The 18,167-nt window shown below is 68.7% G+C and carries 16 protein-coding genes and 1 riboswitch; of the genes, 9 read left to right on the top strand and 7 right to left on the bottom strand.

Annotated elements, in window-relative coordinates; genetic code table 11:
• Positions 1-6: 6 nt before the first annotated feature.
• The 4 genes from ACH46_RS06665 to ACH46_RS06650 are packed head-to-tail and all read right to left on the bottom strand — an operon-like array spanning position 7 to position 2,362.
• Positions 7-768, bottom strand: a complete 762-nt coding sequence (locus ACH46_RS06665) for an 8-oxoguanine DNA glycosylase OGG fold protein (RefSeq protein ID WP_062392228.1) — start codon at positions 766-768, stop codon at positions 7-9.
• Positions 769-823: 55 nt separating this feature from the next.
• Complete coding sequence (locus ACH46_RS06660; RefSeq protein ID WP_062392227.1) at positions 824-1,294, bottom strand: histidine phosphatase family protein; 471 nt, start codon at positions 1,292-1,294, stop codon at positions 824-826.
• A gap of 14 nt (positions 1,295-1,308) precedes the next feature.
• Complete coding sequence (locus ACH46_RS06655; RefSeq protein WP_062392226.1) at positions 1,309-2,118, bottom strand: CbtA family protein; 810 nt, start codon at positions 2,116-2,118, stop codon at positions 1,309-1,311.
• Positions 2,119-2,137: 19 nt separating this feature from the next.
• Complete coding sequence (locus ACH46_RS06650; protein ID WP_062392225.1) at positions 2,138-2,362, bottom strand: CbtB domain-containing protein; 225 nt, start codon at positions 2,360-2,362, stop codon at positions 2,138-2,140.
• Positions 2,363-2,425: 63 nt separating this feature from the next.
• Positions 2,426-2,492: riboswitch (cobalamin riboswitch) on the bottom strand.
• A gap of 167 nt (positions 2,493-2,659) precedes the next feature.
• Here ACH46_RS06650 and ACH46_RS06645 point away from each other — a divergent pair.
• The 5 genes from ACH46_RS06645 (at position 2,660) to ACH46_RS06625 (ending at position 10,353) form a co-directional block, all read left to right on the top strand.
• Positions 2,660-3,376 carry a histidine phosphatase family protein gene (locus ACH46_RS06645; protein ID WP_062392224.1) on the top strand — a complete coding sequence of 239 codons (717 nt, stop codon included), beginning with the start codon at positions 2,660-2,662 and terminating at the stop codon, positions 3,374-3,376.
• A gap of 61 nt (positions 3,377-3,437) precedes the next feature.
• Positions 3,438-8,099, top strand: coding sequence for an ATP-dependent helicase (locus tag ACH46_RS06640; RefSeq protein ID WP_470303240.1), 4,662 nt, complete (start codon positions 3,438-3,440; stop codon positions 8,097-8,099).
• Positions 8,100-8,102: 3 nt separating this feature from the next.
• Positions 8,103-8,900, top strand: coding sequence for a DNA-formamidopyrimidine glycosylase family protein (locus ACH46_RS06635; RefSeq protein WP_062392222.1), 798 nt, complete (start codon positions 8,103-8,105; stop codon positions 8,898-8,900).
• A gap of 59 nt (positions 8,901-8,959) precedes the next feature.
• Entirely contained in the window at positions 8,960-9,502 is a 543-nt protein-coding gene (locus ACH46_RS06630; RefSeq protein ID WP_417935279.1) for a nuclear transport factor 2 family protein, read from the top strand.
• Positions 9,502-10,353, top strand: coding sequence for an LLM class F420-dependent oxidoreductase (locus ACH46_RS06625; protein ID WP_062395068.1), 852 nt, complete (start codon positions 9,502-9,504; stop codon positions 10,351-10,353). The genes ACH46_RS06630 and ACH46_RS06625 overlap by 1 nt, the downstream gene beginning before the upstream one ends.
• Positions 10,354-10,360: 7 nt before the next feature.
• Here ACH46_RS06625 and ACH46_RS06620 read toward each other — a convergent pair whose 3' ends face one another.
• Positions 10,361-10,783 carry a pyridoxamine 5'-phosphate oxidase family protein gene (locus ACH46_RS06620; protein WP_062392221.1) on the bottom strand — a complete coding sequence of 141 codons (423 nt, stop codon included), beginning with the start codon at positions 10,781-10,783 and terminating at the stop codon, positions 10,361-10,363.
• 131 nt (positions 10,784-10,914) lie between these two features.
• Here ACH46_RS06620 and ACH46_RS06615 point away from each other — a divergent pair, with 131 nt between their 5' ends.
• Positions 10,915-11,943: an adenylate/guanylate cyclase domain-containing protein gene (locus ACH46_RS06615; protein ID WP_226995788.1), complete on the top strand. Its 1,029-nt coding sequence runs from the start codon at positions 10,915-10,917 to the stop codon at positions 11,941-11,943.
• Positions 11,944-11,949: 6 nt separating this feature from the next.
• Here the strand turns inward: ACH46_RS06615 and ACH46_RS06610 are convergent, their stop codons facing one another.
• On the bottom strand, positions 11,950-12,366 hold the full coding sequence (locus ACH46_RS06610) for a pyridoxamine 5'-phosphate oxidase family protein (RefSeq protein ID WP_062392220.1): 417 nt from the start codon (positions 12,364-12,366) through the stop codon (positions 11,950-11,952).
• A gap of 667 nt (positions 12,367-13,033) precedes the next feature.
• Between ACH46_RS06610 and ACH46_RS06605 the strand changes: the two genes are divergently transcribed.
• The gene (locus tag ACH46_RS06605; RefSeq protein WP_062392219.1) at positions 13,034-14,407 is read left to right on the top strand and encodes an HNH endonuclease signature motif containing protein; all 1,374 of its coding nucleotides are present in this window, start codon (positions 13,034-13,036) and stop codon (positions 14,405-14,407) included.
• A 19-nt stretch (positions 14,408-14,426) separates the two neighbouring features.
• On the opposite strand, the gene ACH46_RS06600 is transcribed toward ACH46_RS06605, so the two are convergent.
• Positions 14,427-16,169 (bottom strand): glycerol-3-phosphate dehydrogenase/oxidase, encoded by a 1,743-nt coding sequence (locus ACH46_RS06600; RefSeq protein WP_062392218.1) that lies wholly within the window; start codon positions 16,167-16,169, stop codon positions 14,427-14,429.
• Positions 16,170-16,280: 111 nt separating this feature from the next.
• Between ACH46_RS06600 and glpK the strand changes: the two genes are divergently transcribed.
• The gene (gene glpK / locus ACH46_RS06595) at positions 16,281-17,729 is read left to right on the top strand and encodes a glycerol kinase GlpK (RefSeq protein ID WP_062392217.1); all 1,449 of its coding nucleotides are present in this window, start codon (positions 16,281-16,283) and stop codon (positions 17,727-17,729) included.
• A 69-nt stretch (positions 17,730-17,798) separates the two neighbouring features.
• A complete protein-coding gene (locus tag ACH46_RS06590; protein WP_062392216.1) occupies positions 17,799-18,143 on the top strand; it encodes an ArsR/SmtB family transcription factor in 345 nt (114 codons plus the stop codon).
• The last annotated feature ends 24 nt before the right edge of the window (positions 18,144-18,167 follow it).

Here is an 18,167-nt window from a genome sequence, read left to right as displayed (position 1 = left end):
CGCGGGTCACAGCGCGGAACCGTCCCGGCGTTTCGAGCCCTCGGTGCAGCGCATGTGCCACTCGCGATTCAGCCACATCTCGACGAGTTCGGCAGGGACCACGGCCTGCTCGGCCCACCCGTGAATCAGCGCGTTGTAGCGGGCGTAACGCCGGACCGAGAACTGCGACGCCGACGACGACACCATCCAACCGTGCCAGGTGAGACTGCCCGCTGAGTCGTTGTCGAGCAGTTGCGGGCGCTCCCCGCCGCCCCGATGCAACGCCCAGCAGTACAGGGACATCAGCGTATGGCCGACGCCGGGCGCCGCCGGCCAGCCCGACCAGTCGCGGTAGGCGGACATGTCGAACAGGCCGGGCGATCCCTGGCACACCGCGAGGGCCTGTCCGATCGCGGTGAACCGCCGATCTCCTCCGCCGGGTTCTCCGACGTCGACGAACCGTCGCGGCACCGCACGCCGCCGGTGTTCGGCGAGCCACGCCGCGCACATGTAGAGGCGGGAGAACTCCGGCTCCTCCTTCAGCTCGACGCCCGGCGCGTCGGGCTCCAGATCGCCGCGACGAATGAACGCCTTCCCCGCCCAGACCTGGGCGCCGTCCGAAGTGCGTCCCGAGATCTGCGCGGGGATCTCGCGACGGGCCAGCCGACTGTTCCACCAGTCGAGGTCCACCTCGACGACGTCCTCCAGCACGGTGATGGCGTACGGCTGCCTGCGACACCAGTCCGCGCAGCCGTCGGGAACGATCAGGTGAGCGTCTCTGGCGTCCATGCCGCGATGGTGGCACAGGGGTACGACAGTCTCGCCGCCGTCGTATTCCGGCTGATCACCGCACGATCTCGTAGAGCGTCGCCGGACGGACGTCGATCGTGAAGAAGCACGACGCACCGCCGCACAGCAGTGCCTGCGCGACTGGTTTGGCGACGATCGCGATGCCTGTCCCGGCCGAGGCCGCGGCCTCGGCGATCCGCGCCACGAACGCTGCGATCGACTCGCCGCCGTGCCCGGCCCAGGTCGGATCGGTGAACCACGCCGCCAGGTCCGCGACAGGCACGTCCTGCGGTTGCATCCCTCGCCACACGCCGATGTCGAGCGACCGCCAACGAGGGTCCACCGCGTGGGCGACTCCGATCGCCTCCGCGGTCTGGACGACGGACCGCTCCGGACCGGCGATCGCGGGCGCGCCGTCGAGCATGCCCTCGAGGGCCGCTGCGTCACGCCGCCCGCGGCCGTCGAGCGGGTCGTACTCGCCGCCGAACCGCACCGCCCTGTTGGGTGCGGTCCGCGCGGCGACCACGATCCGGAGTGCGGTCAGATCCCCGCCTCGACGAGGCTCGGCCCACGCTGCCGCGCCTCGCGGCGCATCACGCGGTGCAGGAGCGCGACGAAGACGACCGTCAGCACCGTCCAGAGCAGCACCTGGTCAGCCACCGCATAGATGCGGAAGTCGGCGACCACCTGCCCGGGAAAGCCCGGACCGACGATGCGATCGCCGTCCATCACCGGACCGGGGATCTCCGCGAAATCCGGCAGCAGCGTCGCGGTGACGGTGACACCGAACAGATAGGCGATCGCGCCGGCGACAACGGCCCACAACCCGCCGATCCGCTCCGACAACCAGAAGGCGAGGACCGCGGCCGCGACCATCAGCCCGATCGAGACCAACGTCAGGGTCAGATACGACCCCGACCGTGCACCGAGGGTGGCTTCCTCCCCGACCGCGGGCGGGTTCGGCGGATACACGAAGAAGGGCACGCCGCTCACCGCGACGAAGGCGCACGCGGCGAGACCGACGGCGACGAAGCGCGGATCGGTCGACGGACTGCGTCGACCGAGAAACGCCCACACGACGATGAAGGCGACGGCGAACAGTGCGCCCATGACCACGGCGAAGACGAGGGTGCCGATTCCAGTGCCGAGGTTCTCCTGCACCCCGCGGGAGAAGATCTCATGGCCGTGTTCGTGCTCGCCGGTGACCAGCGATTCGGCGTGAGAGCGCACTCCCTCGTAATCGACGGCGAGCGCGACCTGCGGTTCGATGAAGATCCGCGCGTAGACGAAGGCGACGATGCCGGCAACGAGTCCGGCGAGCACGCCGATGCCGGTGATCCTGCGTTCCATGTTCGATTGTCCCCTTCGCTCAGTGGCAGGGGAAGCCGAGGAAGTGGCGGGCGTCGTGCACGAACTCGTGCACATGGGTATCACTGCCGAACACCGAGACCGCGCCTTGGTCGTAGCCGAGGAAGTAGTAGGCCAGGGCCGCGAGGAGCACGGTGGCGGTGAGCCAGAGGGCCGCGTCGGCAGCGGAGGCGGTCGGCAGGGCCAGCGCGCGGGGCTGCTCGGCGGCCTGGATCGAGACAGACATGATGATGCGTCCTGTTCTCCGGATTTCGCGTCCGGGTCGGGTGTCCATGAACGCCGACGCGACTGTCTGGCTCGCGGCTCCTCTCGAAACCGCTCACAGTGGCGCGACCGCCCCGGGTTCTCACCGGGTTAATCTCGTCGGCTCGCCGAGTGTAACGCCTCGCGCATGCATTCCGAGACGTCCGCTCAGTGGGACGCCCGACGCGGGGTCGCCCGCCCGTACGCTACCTGTGAAACAGGTCACGCAGTGCGCCGCACTCAGCGCGACCGGTCTCCCTCCCTCCCCGAAAGGACCCCCGTGCGAATTCTGAAGAACCGACTGCCTGCGGTGATCGCCGCCCTGCTCTCCGTCGTCGCGATGCTGTTGACCGGCACCGCGACCGCCGTCGCGGCACCGGCGACCGGCGAAATGTTCGTCACCTTCGTCCGCCACGGCGAATCCGCGGGCAACACCTCCGGCATGATCGACACCAGCATTCCGGGCCCCTCGCTGACCGCCAAGGGCCAGGCGCAGGCCGCCGCGGTCGCCTCGCTTCTGGCGGATCGCAAATTCGACGGCATCTACGCCTCCCGCATGGTGCGCACCCAGCAGACCGCGCAGCCGACGTCCGCGCTGCGCGGCCTGCCGATCATCGTCGAACCGGGCTTCCACGAGATCGAGGCCGGCATCTACGAGGGCACCCCGGAGAAGGACGCGCTGCGCGGTTACCTCGCGGCGCCCCTGCAGTGGATGAAGGGCGACCTGAGCGCGCGCACGCCCGGCGCCGAGAACGGCTACGAGTTCAAGAAGCGCGTCGACGACTCCCTGAAGGATGCGCAGAAGCGCGGCAGCAAGCGCCCGGTGATCTTCTCGCACGGCGGCACCATCATGTTCTGGACGTTCATCTCCGTGTCGAATCCCGACCCGAGCAAGATGCAGAGCGACCCGCTGCAGAACACCGGCCGCGTCGTCGTGAAGGGCTCCCCGCAGAAGGGCTGGAAGCTCATCGAGTGGAACGGCAAGCCCGCCGCCTGACGCGTTTCGCTCCTCCCGCAGCACTCGTGCCCCCGGCAGTCCGATGTGGACTGTCGGGGGTATGCGCTTGAATGGAGCGGTGGCCCGGGGAGCGTCGATTCTGCAGAGCATGCATCCGGCCACGCAACGGTGGTTCAGCGAGGCGTTCGGCACGCCGACGCGGGCCCAGTCCGGTGCGTGGTCGGCCATCGCGCGCGGCGACCACACGCTCGTCGTCGCGCCGACCGGCTCCGGCAAGACGCTCGCAGCGTTCCTGTGGGCCATCGACTCCCTGCACCGCGAGCGGCTCACGGAACCACGGGAGGAGAAGGCGGGCGTCCGCATCCTGTACGTCTCGCCGCTCAAGGCGCTGGCCGTGGACGTGCAGCGCAATCTGGCGTCGCCGCTCGTCGGAATCGCCAACGCCGCCGCGAGTCTGGGCGTGGAGGCGCCGTCGATCAGCGTCGGGATCCGCTCCGGCGACACCCCGCCCGCCGACCGTCGCCGGCTGCAGACGCACCCGCCGGACATCCTGATCACCACCCCCGAGTCCCTCTACCTGATGCTGACGTCGTCGGTCCGCGAGACCCTCGCCACCGTGACGACGGTGATCGTCGACGAGGTCCACGCCGTCGCCGCCACCAAGCGCGGCACCCATCTGGCCCTGTCGCTGGAGCGTCTCGACGCCCTGTTGGACGCGCCTGCGCAACGCATCGGACTGTCGGCCACCGTGCGACCGGAGGCCCTGGTCGGCGAGTTCCTGGCCGGTGCGGCCGAGTGCACGGTGGTGAAGCCGCCCGCCGCGAAGACCTTCGACCTGACCGTCGACGTGCCGGTGGAGGACATGGCGAACATCCCGCCGCCTGCGACCGGCGCCGAGGGACTCGACGACGCGTTCTCCCCCACCGCCGGATCGCTGTGGCCGCACGTCGAGGCAGCGATCGTCGATCGGATCGAGGCAAACCGCTCGACGATCGTGTTCGCGAACTCCCGACGCCTGGCCGAACGGCTCACCGCCCGACTCAACGAGATCGCGGCCCAGCGCGCCGGCGACGACGTCGAATCGGACCGCCCGAACCCCGGAGTGCCGGGCGGCATGCCGTCGTACGTGTCGGGCAGCGGAACCACCGCCGGCGCGGAGTCCGTCCTCGCCCGCGCCCATCACGGGTCGGTCAGCAAGGAGCAGCGCGCCGAGATCGAGGACGCGCTGAAGTCCGGCCGGCTGCGGTGCGTAGTCGCGACCAGCTCGTTGGAGCTGGGCATCGACATGGGGGCCGTCGACCTGGTGATCCAGGTGGAGGCACCGCCGTCGGTGGCCGCCGGTCTGCAGCGCATCGGCCGCGCCGGTCACCAGGTCGGCGAAGTGAGCCAGGGCGTCCTGTTCCCCAAGCACCGCACCGATCTGATCCACTGCACCGTGGTCACCCAGATGATGCTGAGCGAGAGGATCGAGGCGCTGTCGGTGCCGTCGAATCCCCTCGACATCCTGGCCCAGCAGACCATCGCCGCGACCGCCGTCGACGACCTCGACGTGGACGAGTGGTTCGACACCGTCCGGCGTGCGATGCCGTACAAGACCCTGACCCGCGACGTCTACGACGCGGTCCTCGATCTGATCTCCGGGCGGTATCCCTCCGACGAGTTCGCCGAGCTGCGGCCGCGCGTCGACTACGACCGGACCGCCGGAACGCTGGTCGCCCGCCGAGGAACCCTGCGACTGGCCGTCACCTCCGGCGGGACGATCCCCGACCGCGGGCTGTTCGGCGTCTTCCTCGTCGGGTCGGAGGAGGCCTCGCGGAACGGGCAGCCGCGCCGCGTCGGAGAGCTCGACGAGGAGATGGTGTACGAGTCGCGGGTCGGCGACGTCTTCGCACTCGGGGCTTCGAGCTGGCGGATCGAGCAGATCACGCACGACCGCGTGCTGGTGTCCCCCGCGTTCGGGATGCCCGGACGGCTGCCCTTCTGGATCGGCGACGCCGTCGGCCGTCCGGCGGAGCTGGGTGCGGCGATCGGTAAGTTCGTCGGGCTGGCCGGCGATGACGAGAAGCTCTCCCGCCTGGCCGACGACCTGGGATTGAGCACGTACGCCCGACAGAACCTCGCGGCGCTGATCGCCGAGCAGCGGGAGGCCACCGGCACCCTTCCGACCGACCGCACGCTGGTGCTGGAACGCTTCCGCGACGAGCTCGGCGACTGGCGGCTGGTGCTGCACTCGCCCTACGGGCTGCGCGTGCACGCGCCGTGGGCGAGTGCGATCGCCGCGCAGCTGTCGGCTCGGCTGGGTCTCGACGGCGCCACCACCGCCACCGACGACGGCATCATCGTCCGACTGCCGGACACCGACGACGACCCGCCCGGCGCCGACGTCTTCGTCCTGGACCCGCTGCACATCGAGGACGACGTGACGCGCGCGCTGGCCGACTCGTCGCTGTTCGCGTCTCGGTTCCGCGAGTGCGCCGGCCGAGCTCTGCTGCTGCCTCGACGTGACCCGGGCAAGCGCGCACCACTGTGGCAGCAACGGCAGCGGAGCGCGCAGTTGCTGTCTGTGGCCTCGCGGTTCCCGGACTTCCCGATCATTCTGGAGACCGTCCGCGAGTGCCTTGCCGACGTCTACGACCTGCCCGCGTTGATCGACGTGCTGACGCGGATCGCGCGCCGGAAGATCCGCGTCGTCGAGGTGGAGACCGCGGCGCCGTCGCCGTTCGCCGCGTCGATGCTGCTCGGGTACGTCGGATCGTTCATCTACGACGACGACGACGCGCCGCTCGCCGAACGCCGCGCCACCGCGCTCTCCCTCGACACCGCGCTGCTCGCGCAGCTGCTGGGGCGGGTCGACCTGCGCGAGCTGCTGGACCCCACGGTGATCGACGACGTGGTCGCCCGCCTGCAGCGGACCGCTCCGGAACGACAGGCACGGGACGGCCAGGACGTGATCGACCTGCTGCGCTGGTTGGGCCCGTGTTCGCGCGACGAGGTCGCCGCGCGGTATCGCGGAGAGGACGATCTCACCGCACTGCTCGACGGCCTGGTCGCCGACGGTCGCGCCATCGACGTCAGTATGCGGGGAACGCCGAAGCTCGCGGCGGTCGACGACGCCGCCCGTCTCCGCGACGGCCTCGGCGTTCCCCTGCCGCTCGGGGTTCCGGCCGCCTACCTGGAACCGATCCCGGATCCGATCACCGACCTGGTGCATCGATTCGCCCGTACGCACGGTCCGTTCACCGCCGCGGACGTCGCCGAGGAACTGGGCATGGCACCGGCGGTCGTCGCGCGCACTCTCGACGAGTTGGCCGCACGGCACACGGTGATCGAGGGAGAGTTCACACCCCTGCCCGAGGGCGATCGCGTGTCTCAATGGTGTCACTCGGACGTGTTGACGCAGTTGCGGCGTGGTTCGCTCGCGCCCGGCCGTGCCGAGGTGGAGCCGGTGTCCGGAGACGCCTATGCGCGGTTCCTGCTCGGTTGGCACCGGATCGGCGACACGTCGCGTCCGCGGGGCGTGGCGGGGGTCGCCGCCGTCGTCGAGCAGCTGGCCGGCCAGCCGATTCCCGCGTCCGCGTGGGAGACGCTCGTACTCCCGGCTCGCGTCGACGACTACCTGCCGGGAATGCTCGACGAGCTCACTGCGTCGGGCGAGGTGATCTGGTCCGGTCACGGCGGCATCGGCGGCGCGGACGGCTGGGTGGCGTTGCATCTGGCCGACGCCGCTGCCCTGACCCTGCGACCACCGCAGGGCGACGAACTGGAGGCGACGCAGCGGACGGTTCTCGACGCCCTGGGTCGTCTGGGCGCGGTCCGCTTCCGTGAACTGTCCGCGGCGTTGACCGACGCAGGCACACCGATCGGCGACGGCGAGCTCCCCGACCTGCTGTGGGATCTGGTGTGGGGCGGCTACATCACCAACGACTCGTTCTCAGTCGTGCGGGCGGCGCTCGATCCGCCGCGGGCAGCGCGGTCGTCGGCCACGTCCGCACATCGGACGCGCGGTCGGGCACCGCGGCTGCGAGCGGCACGACTGTCGACGCACTATCTCGCGGGTGCCGGCGCCCCGGCGGCCACACCGCCGCACGTCGGCGGTCGGTGGTCGGTACTGCGTCGCGTCGACGTCGACCCGACCACCGCGGCCGCGGCGACCTGCGAGATCCTCCTCGACCGGTACGGCGTCGTCACCAAGGGCTCGGTGGCCGCGGAGTCCACCGAGGGCGGCTTCGCCCGCATCTACAAGGCGCTCGGCGTGTTCGAGGACAACGGACAGGTGCGGCGCGGCTATTACATCGACGGACTGGGCGGCGCGCAGTTCGCCGCAGGCCACACCGTCGACCTGCTCCGCGAGACCGTCGTCCCGACGCGCGAGCAGCGGTCGGAGGCGGTGGTGCTGGCGACCACCGATCCGGCGAACCCGTACGGCGCAGCCCTGGACTGGCCCGCCCGGTCCGTCGAGTCGGGACATCGCCCGGGTCGCAAGCCCGGTGCGGTGGTCGTGCTGGTGGCCGGGCACGCCGTCGTCTTCGTCGAGCGAGGCGGCAAGACCGTCCTGACGTTCACCGACGACACCGACGCGCTGGAGGCCGCCGCCGATGCGCTGTTCCAGGCGGTGTCCGCCGGGCGCATCCCCCGGATCCACATCGACCAGGTCGACGGCGAACCCGTCCGCCGCACCCCGCTCGGCGAGCAGCTCGTGGCCGCCGGGTTCGCGACCACGCCGCGCGGGCTGCGGATGAACTACGATCCGCGGCGGCGCTGACCGATGCCCGAGGGTGACACCGTCTTCCGCGCCGCTCACCGGCTGCGCACGGCCCTGCGCGGAAAGACGCTGACGCGCACCGACTTCCGGGTGCCGGTGTTCGCGACCGTCGACCTGACCGGCGGTGTCGTCGTCGCCGTGCGATCAGTGGGCAAGCACCTGTTCATCGATGTCGAACGCGATGGCGGCGCGCCGGTCTCGATCCATTCGCATCTCAAGATGGAGGGCGTGTGGGACGTCCACGCCGTCGGTGCGCGATGGCGGCGGCCAGGACACACGGCCCGCGTGGTCCTCCAGGCAGGCGAGGTGGAGGCGGTCGGCTTCGATCTCGGCGTGCTCGAGGTGCTGTCCGATCCCGCAGGCGCCGTCGCGCACCTCGGACCGGACCTGCTCGGCGACGACTGGGATCCGGACGTGGCGGTCGCCAACCTCGCGGCTTCTCCGACCGAGGCGATTGGCGTCGCACTGCTCGATCAGCGGAAGCTGGCGGGCATCGGGAACGTCTATCGCAGCGAGATCTGCTTCCTGCGTCGAGTGCATCCCGGCACCCCGGTCAGCGACGTCGATCTTCCGCCGATGGTGAGTCTGGCGCACCGACTCCTGGCCGACAACCGCCTCCGCGCGGTGCGGTCGACGACCGGCGTCACTGCACGCGGCCGCGAACTGTGGGTCTACGGCCGCGATCGACGCGCCTGTCGACGCTGCGGAACGACGATCGAACGCAGCATGCTGGGCGATCCTCCCGCGGAGCGGAGCATCTACTTCTGCCCGCGCTGCCAGCCGCCGGTTCCCTCAGCCTGAATAACCTGCGGATTCCCGGCCAGTGGGCGCATCCGGACCGACGGGTCGCGCGTCCGCCTATGGTCGGCGTCACAACATCACAGCGACCCGAGGAGTACTGCGTGACCGTCGAAGAGCGCTTGGCCGCCCTGGAAGACATCGAACAGATCAAAGCACTCAAGCACCGGTACTGGCGCGCGTGCGATCGCAAGGATCCCCAGGGCTTCCGCGACGCGTTCATCGCGCACGGCGCCGTCATCGACTACGGTCCCCTCGGCGTCTTCGACGATGTGGAGCCGATGGCGCAGATCTTCACGCAGATCGCATTCCACCGGGTGGACGGTAAGCACGTCGTCTTCGACATGCATCACGGCATGCACCCGGACATCACGGTGACCGGCCCCGGGACCGCCATCGGACGCTGGACGCTGCGCTTCCGCCAGGTGAACACCGTCGAGCAGACCGAGAGCGTCTCCATCGGTGAGTACAACGACGAGTACGTGATCGAAGACGGGGAATGGAAGACCTCGCGCTGCGTCTTCACCCAGTACTGGTCCATCACCCGTCCTCTCGACCCGGCCGCGACGATCACCGAGGGCGCGTTCGCCGACGGGGAGGCGTGATGCAGTTCGGCGTATCGCTGTTCACCTGCGACCGCGGAATCACCCCGGCCGCCACGGCGCAGGCGGCGGAGGCCGCCGGTTTCGACGCGGTCTACGTTCCCGAGCACACGCACATCCCCGTCGTCCGTCAGTCGAACCATCCGGGAACCGGCACCGAGACGATCCCGGATGACCGTTACTTCCGGACGCTGGACCCGTGGGTCTCGCTCGCGTCGGCGGCGTCGGTGACGGATCGGATCCGGTTGGGCACCTCGGTGGCACTCCCGTTGGAACACGATCCGATCGCCCTCGCCAAGACCATCGCGTCCCTCGACCACCTGTCGGGCGGCCGCGTCACCTTCGGAGTCGGGTTCGGCTGGAACCTCGAAGAACTCGCCGACCACGGCGTGCCACCGCGTAAGCGGCGCACGGCGCTGCGCGACTACCTCGCGGCGATGGAAGCGCTGTGGACGCAGGAGGAGGCCGCGCACGACGGTCCCTTCGTGTCGTTCGGCGCCAGTTGGGCGTGGCCGAAGCCCACGCAGCGTCGACGCCCTCCGATCCTGCTGGGCGCCGGCGGCACCGAGAAGAACTTCCAGTGGATCGTCGACGCCGCCGACGGTTGGATCACGACACCGATCGAGCAGGCGATCGACGAGGGGTTGGCGCGTCTGACGGAACTGTGGACCGCGGCCGGACGCGAGGGTTCGCCGTACGTCAGCGTTCTCGCGGCCGAACCCGACGCGGACCAGATCCGCCACTGGCAGTCGATCGGCGTCTCCGAGGTCGTCTTCCCGGTCCCCGACACGACGGTCGACGAGGCTCGGGCGGCGATCACGGAACTCGGCGAGACGGTGGCGCCGCTACGCTGATGCCGGGTTACGTGATCTCGCGATCCGGGTCCGGGCCGAAGATGAACCGGCGACCGGAGATCGAGGCGACGTCGATCTCGACGTACGTGGTCTTCGTTCCGGAGACCCACGGACGCAGCGGGCTCCGGTCGGCGGCTTCGATCTCCGCGGAGTCGACGAGGGTTCGCGCACGGCCCTTCGCGACGACGCTCCATCCGATGCGGCTGGTGAACGAGTCGGTCTCGATGACCGCGTTGTCGTTGCAGGCGAGTTCGGCGAGCTTGGTGCCCTCCGCCGTGCGGAAGAGGATCTTGCCGTCCGCGGCGTAGATGTTCAGCGGGAAGATGTCGGGCTTCCCGTCCACGCACACCGCGAGGCGCCCGAGAACGCTGCCTTCCAACAGCTCCCACGACTGCTCCGGACTCAACTTCTCGACTGCGTCTGCGCTCATGGCCCCCAGTCTGCCGCCTCTGCCGGGTTCTGACCAGGGAATCACGGGGTGTCGTACGACATGCCGGGCAGGCTCGTTGGACTCGCCACAAACAGCGGACGACACGCCCCGTGCGCACGCATAATGTGGCCGTGAGCGACGACGACATGGAAGCAGCGCCCCGACCTCGGGAGGTCTCCGCAGAGCTCTCCCAAGGCCTCGAGAATCTACTCCTCGGCGAGGCCCCGACGCTCACCCGCAACGACGTCGTCGAGCAGGCAGGCATCGACCTCGGCACCGCGTCCGCGCTGTGGCGACTCCTCGGCTTCCCGACCGTGCCCGAGGAGGCCGTCGCCTTCACTCCGATGGACGTCGAAGCGCTCCGCGCGAGCGCCGAATTGATGCGTCTCGGCATCGTGAGCATCGAATCCCAAGCGGCCCTTGTCCGGACGTTGGCTCGCAGCTTCGCGCGGCTCGCCGAGTGGCAGACACGGCTGCTCGCCGAGATCCGCATTCAGAACGACGCCACAGACGCCGAGCACCTTGCGCTCGTCGAGCAGGCGCTCCCGAAGATCGAGGCGTTCCAGGACTATGTGTGGCGCCGACACCTGGCGAGCGCGTCGGCCGGTCTGATGACGAGTGAGGCGTCCGCCGCTTCGGGCGAACTGCTCGCGATCGGCTTCGTCGACATCGTCGGGTACACCTCGCAGAGCAAGAAGCTCGATCAGGGCGAACTGATCGCGTGGATCGAGAGTTTCGAGGCCGCGGTGACCGAGGTGGTCGTGGACCACGGCGGCCAGGTCATCAAGACCATCGGCGACGAAGCGCTGTTCGTCACCACCGACCCGCGGTCCGCCGCAGAGATCGCCCTCGTACTGACTGCGCGCGGCCGCGACGAGAACGACGAGTTCCCGGCTGTTCGCGCGGGCATCGCCTACGGCAATGTGGTTCGACGGCTCGGCGACGTCTTCGGCCCCACCGTCAACATCGCGTCCCGCCTCACGTCAGTTGCACGCCCCGGCACCGTCGTCGCCGACCGCGGCGTGCACGAGGTCCTGTGCCGTGATCACGCACCGGAGGAGACGCGCGCCGACGACCTCGTGCTGCGGCGCATCCCCAACGTCAGCGTGAAGGGGTATGGGAAGTTCGACTGCTGGGTGGTTCGACGCGCGAAGGGGTGACTCCCCTCATTCCTCGCGCGAGTCCAATCCGAACGCGAAGCGGCGCCCGGTGATCTCGTCGACGTCGATCCGCACGTAGGTCGTCTTCACCGTCGGCACCCAGGTGTGCAGCGGGCTGCGCTCGGCGTCGGCGATCTCTGCGGGATCGGACAGGACCCGTGCCCTTCCCTTGGCGACGATGCTCCAGCCGTGCTTGCTCGTGAAGGCGTCCGTCTCGAAGACCGCACGGTCATTGGCGAGGAGTTCTCGCAACTTGGTGCCGTCCGCGGTGTGGAACAGGATCGTCCCGTCGTTCGCGAAGACATTCAGCGGGAAGATCTCAGGCTGTCCGTCGATGCACATCGCCAGCCGGCCGAACACACTGCCGTTCAACAGTTTCCACGATTTCTCTTCGCTGAGGACCTCGACCGGTGCGTTGCTCATGCCTCCACCCTGTCGCGTTCTCTGGCGCTCGTCAGGTGCCCAAGGCCCCGAATTGGCCGGGTCACTCGCCTCGGTCCGACACTGTCAGAGACTGACAATAGTCTGATTCATGCCTATATACGTAGTTCAAGAGCACGTATCACGATCCAATATCGAACTATTGAACTAATTACGTGTGACTTATATCATTATAGATGCAAAGAGAGAGACAGCCTACGGGTCGTCTCAAGTTGTTTGAGAAGTTCATAGCGCGTCGTGGCACAGGCGACACGGGCCATTTCCGGGGCGTGGGAGCTGGAGGGATGGCCGGTGGGTGTCCGACGGCAAAAGGTGGGACGCCGTCGGTCGGGGGTCGGCCGGCAAGGGGTGCGGACCGGTCGCCTGAATCGGCCGGGGACGTCGAGCTGCGGGGAAGGCCGCTCGAGGACCTCGCCGGAGCGGGAGCCCCCGGTGGGGCTTCGGCATCAGGCGTGCTAGTCCAGTGCCGAGCCTCGGCGACGGCGTCTCCCTGCGTTCGTGATCGCACCGGAGTGTGGTTGCGGTGGTCTGCTCGTGCGTCTGATTTCAGGAAATGTGTGAGTTCGATGCACGGTCGCCGACACCCGCGGTGATCCCGCGGCAGGGTCTGCGATCGCGCGAAAAGTTTTGTGAAGGCGAGGGGACTGTGATGGCTGGAATCGATGCAGCGTTCGCTGATGTTGTTGATCAGTTCGCTGATGTGTTGACCGAAGCGCTCTGTCCGCCAGGGGAATCCACGTCGGGTGGTGAGCTTGCACGGTTGTGTGCGGCACCGTCCACGGTCGGGTCCGATGATGATCGGATTCTGGCGATGATGGTGGGCCTGGCGAGAGTGCTGAACCTGTCCACGACCGCCCTGTCGCAGGTGGCGGAGGTGGCCGAGCGTGCCGGGACTCGACGTCGTAAGCGGTTGAAGAGTCCGGTGGAGTTGTTGAAGCAGTTGGGGGTCGTGCCGGCATTGGCGCAGCGGTTGGTCCGTGTCGGGCAGGCCGCACGGCAGATGCCGGGGTTGATGAGTCGGGCGAGGGTCGGTGGTGTGCCGATCGAGCAGGCCGACGCTGTCGCACGGGGGATCTCGTTCGTTCAGAAGAGGGTTCCGCTCGACGATGAGTCTCTCGCCGATCTGGTGCGACGCTTGTCGTCGCAGGCGACGCCGAAGGATGTGGACAACCGGGCTCGCGAGTTGGCGATCGAATGGGCACCCGAGATCGACGAGACTGATCCCGATGCCGTGCCGGTCGCGGAGAATCCGGACTTGAACGAGATGACTCTGGTGACCGGCCAGGACGGACGCACGATAGTTTCGCTCGACACCGATGCGCTGTCCGGGGAAGAGCTCAGTCAAGCACTCGATCCCTTGTGTAAACCGATTCCGCAACCCGATGGGACGCCGGATCCGCGGTCGGCCAGTCAGCGTCGAGCCGACGCGCACGCGCAGATCATTCGCGATTACCTGGCCGGTCGGGATCGGCCCACCGTCTCCGGTGGCGTGCTCCCGCACGTGACGCTGATCGTCCCGATCGCGCAGGCCAGTGCGGAAACCGGTGCCGCACAGGAATCGTCGCGAGTCGCCTCGCTCGGGTTCACCGGCCCGGTCTCAGCCTCGACGGTCGGGCTGGTGGTGTGCGAGGCCGCGATGCGACGAGTCGTGATGGATGCCGATTCGGCACCGATGGATGTGGGGCGCGAACACAGGTTGGTGACCGCCGGGTTGCGGAAAGCCCTTGAGGCCCGTGATCGCGGGTGTGCGTTCCCCGGCTGCGGGCGCCCGGTCTCCTGGACCGACGCCCATCACTGCACTCCGTGGTCGGAGGGCGGCGACACCGCGATCGACAACTGCGTGCTCCTGTGCCGGATGCACCACACGGTGATTCACCAGACCGGGTGGGAAGTGTTCATCGGCCACGATCGTCACCCGTGGTTCCGGCCACCGCTGGATCCGGATCATCCGAAACGATTCCGGGAACCGATCCGCTCCAACGCCCGACGAACGATGACACTCGAACCCACCGCCGCCGCCTGAGCCGACGTGAACTGAACTGCTACTCGGGTACGGGCACCGGCTCCAGGATCTCGCGGCGGGCCTCAGGTGCCGCAGCACGCAGGGCGTCCGCGGACTCGTCGTCGGGCTGGCGTTGCGACGCCTTCTCCGCCGTCACGCGCGCGGTGTAGTTCGCGACCTCCCAGGCGGTGGTCTTCTCGTCCCAGCCGAGGATCGGCGCCATGAGGTCGGCGACCTCCTGTGCGCAGTCCACGCCGCGGTGGCTGTACTCGATCGCTATGCGGGTCCGGCGGGCGAGGACGTCCTCCAGGTGTAGTGCACCCTCCACCCACACTGCGTAGACGATCTCGGCACGCAGGTACTGCGGGGCCGCCGTCAGCGGCTCGAGCAGTGACGCATCGGCGTCGGCGTAGTAGAGGACGTCGTCGAGAAGTGAGCCGTAGCGGTTCAGCAGGCGACGGATCCGGTACGGGTGCAGCCCGAACCGCTCCCCCAGATTTTCGCACTGATTGATGAGCGCGAAGTAGCCGTCCGCGCCGACCAGCGGAACCCGCTCGGTGATCGACGGCGCGACACGCGTGGGGATGTAGTCGTTGCAGGCTTCCACCGCGTCGGCGCCCATCACGCGGTACGTCGTGTACTTGCCACCCGCGATCGACACCAGACCCGGTGCCACCACAGCGACAGCGTGCTCGCGCGACAGCTTCGACGTCTGATCGTCCTCACCGGCGAGCAGTGGGCGCAGCCCGGCGTACACGCCCTCGATGTCGTCGTGCGTCAGCGGCGTCACGAGCTCCTGATTGACGCGATCGAGGATGTAGTCGATGTCCTTGCGCGTCGCCGCCGGATGGGCGAGGTCGAGATTCCAGTCGGTGTCGGTGGTGCCGATGATCCAATGGGTCTCCCACGGGATCACGAACAGCACCGACGTCGCCGTCCGCAGGATGATGGCAGTCTCGGACACGATGCGGTCGCGGGGCACCACGATGTGCACGCCCTTCGACGCGCGGACCTTGAAGTGTCCGCGGCGCTTCGAGAGCGCCTGCACCTCGTCGGTCCACACGCCGGCCGCGTTGATGACGCAGTGGCCGCGGACCTCGGTGGTCTCGCCGGTCTCACTGTCGCGGACCTTCACGCCCATCACGCGGTCGGACTCGGTGAGGAACCCGATCGCCTGCGTCGAGGTCCGGATCACCGCACCGTACTGGGAGGCGGTGCGCGCCAGGGTCAGGCTGTGGCGGGCGTCGTCGACCACGGTGTCGTAGTAGCGGATGCCGCCGATGAGCGAGTCGCGCTTGAGGCTCGGCGCCACGCGGAGTGCGCCGGCGCGACTGACGTGCCGCTGACCGGGTACCGACTTGGCGCCGCCCATCCGGTCGTACAGGAACAGGCCCGCCGCCATGTACGGCCGCTCCCAGACCCGGCGCGTCAGCGGGGCCAGGAAGGGCAGCGGTCGCACCAGATGCGGCGCCAGCAGCCGCAGGGAGAGCTCACGCTCATGGAGCGCTTCGCGGACCAGGCCGAACTCGAACTGCTCCAGGTAGCGGAGCCCGCCGTGGAACATCTTCGACGACCGGCTCGACGTCCCCGAAGCGATGTCGCGGGCTTCGACGAGCGCCACGCGCAGACCGCGCGTCGCCGCGTCGAGCGCGGCACCGACGCCGACCACACCGCCGCCGATGACGACGATGTCGAACTGTTCCTCACTCAACCGTCGCCAGGCTTCGTCGCGATAGGCCGGACTCAGGTCCGCGGGACGATCGGGGTTGAACTCGCTCTCCATATTTCGCAAGACTACCCGAGGGTAACCGGACAACGTGCGAGACTGTCACCCGTGAATCCGGATGCTGAATACGTCGCCGCCATCGATCAGGGAACCACGTCCACCAGGGCGATGATCTTCGACCGCAGCGGCTCGGTGGTGTACAGCGAGCAGCTCGAACACGAGCAGATCTTCCCGCGCGCGGGCTGGGTGGAGCACGACCCGATGGAGATCTGGCGCAACACCCGCCGCGTCGCTGCAGCGGCCCTCGCCGGCGCACAGTTGCAGCCGGGAGCGATCGCCGCATGCGGCATCACCAACCAGCGCGAGACGACCGTCGTGTGGGATCGCCACACCGGGCAACCCGTCTACAACGCCATCGTCTGGCAGGACACCCGCACCGACGACCTCTGTCGCGAACTGGCCGGCGACGAGGGCGTCGACCGCTACCGCGAGAAGACCGGACTCCCCCTCTCCACCTATTTCGCCGGCCCCAAGGTCCGCTGGATCCTCGACAACGTCGACGGCGCCCGCGACCGCGCCGAAGCCGGCGACCTGCTGTTCGGCACCATGGACACCTGGCTGGCCTGGAACATGACCGGCGGCATCGACGACGGCCTGCACATCACCGACGTCACCAACGCCTCCCGCACCATGCTGATGGACCTGCGCACCCTGCAGTGGGATGGACAGATCTGCGCGGACTTCGGCATCCCGATGTCGATGCTGCCGACCATCCACTCCAGTTCCGGTGTCCTCGGCGATCTGCGAACCGTCGGCTCGCTCCCGAACGTGCCGCTCGGCGGCATCCTCGGCGACCAGCAGGCCGCCATGTTCGGGCAGGCCTGCCTGGAGCCCGGCGAGGCCAAGAACACGTACGGAACCGGCAACTTCCTGCTGCTCAACACCGGTACCGAGCCGGTCCTGTCGAAGCACGGACTGCTCACCACCGTCTGCTATCGCCTCGGCGACGAACCCGCCCGGTACGCGCTCGAGGGCTCGATCGCCGTCACCGGCTCCCTCGTTCAGTGGCTTCGCGACAATCTCGGGATCATCAAGTCGGCTCCCGAGGTCGAGGACCTCGCCCGGCAGGCCGACGACAACGGCGGCGTCTACTTCGTCCCCGCCTTCTCCGGGCTGTTCGCTCCCCGCTGGCGTCCCGACGCGCGCGGCGTGATCGTCGGACTCACCCGCTTCGCCGACCGCACCCACATCGCACGGGCCGTCCTGGAGGCGAGCGCCTACCAGACCCGCGAGGTCATCGAGGCGATGGAAGCCGACTCCGGCGTCCCCCTGAACACACTGAAGGTCGACGGCGGCATGGTCGTCAACGACCTGCTGATGCAGTTCCAGTCCGACATCCTCGGCGTCCCCGTCGTCCGCCCCGTCGTCAACGAGACCACCGCGCTCGGAGCCGCCTACGCGGCCGGACTGGCCGTCGGCTTCTGGGAGAGCGTCGACGAGATCCGCGCCAACTGGGCACACGGCGGCCAGTGGGAGCCGACCATGCCCGACGACGAGCGCACCCGCCTGTTCGACGGCTGGAACCGCGCCGTCACCCACAGCTTCGACCTGGCCTGACGCTCCCCTTCGACGTCCCGAACTCCAACCAGCCCTTGACATACAACTAATCGGTTGCATGTTGGAGTCATGATCGAAAGCGATGAGGACCGGGCCGACGCCCTGTTCCACGCGCTCTCCGACCGCACGCGGCGCGACATCCTGCGACGCGTGCTGGCCGGCGAACACTCGGTCAGCGCATTGGCGGAGAAGTACGACATGAGCTTCGCCGCGGTACAGAAACACGTCGCTGTCCTCGAAAGGGCCGGCCTCCTCGTCAAACGACGGGACGGTCGCCAACAGATGGCGTCCGGCGACGTGAACGCTGTGCGATCGGTGTCCGCGATGCTCGCGGACACCGAACAGATCTGGCGCGGTCGCATCTCGCGGATCGACGATCTGCTCGCCGCGCCGCCTGACGACTCCCCTCGATGAACAGCACCGCTCACCCCACCACGC

Source organism: Gordonia phthalatica, from assembly GCF_001305675.1.
GTDB lineage: Bacteria > Actinomycetota > Actinomycetes > Mycobacteriales > Mycobacteriaceae > Gordonia > Gordonia phthalatica.
The sequence above is the reverse complement of the archived record's forward strand: the minus strand, read 5'-3'. Positions and strand labels throughout refer to the sequence as shown.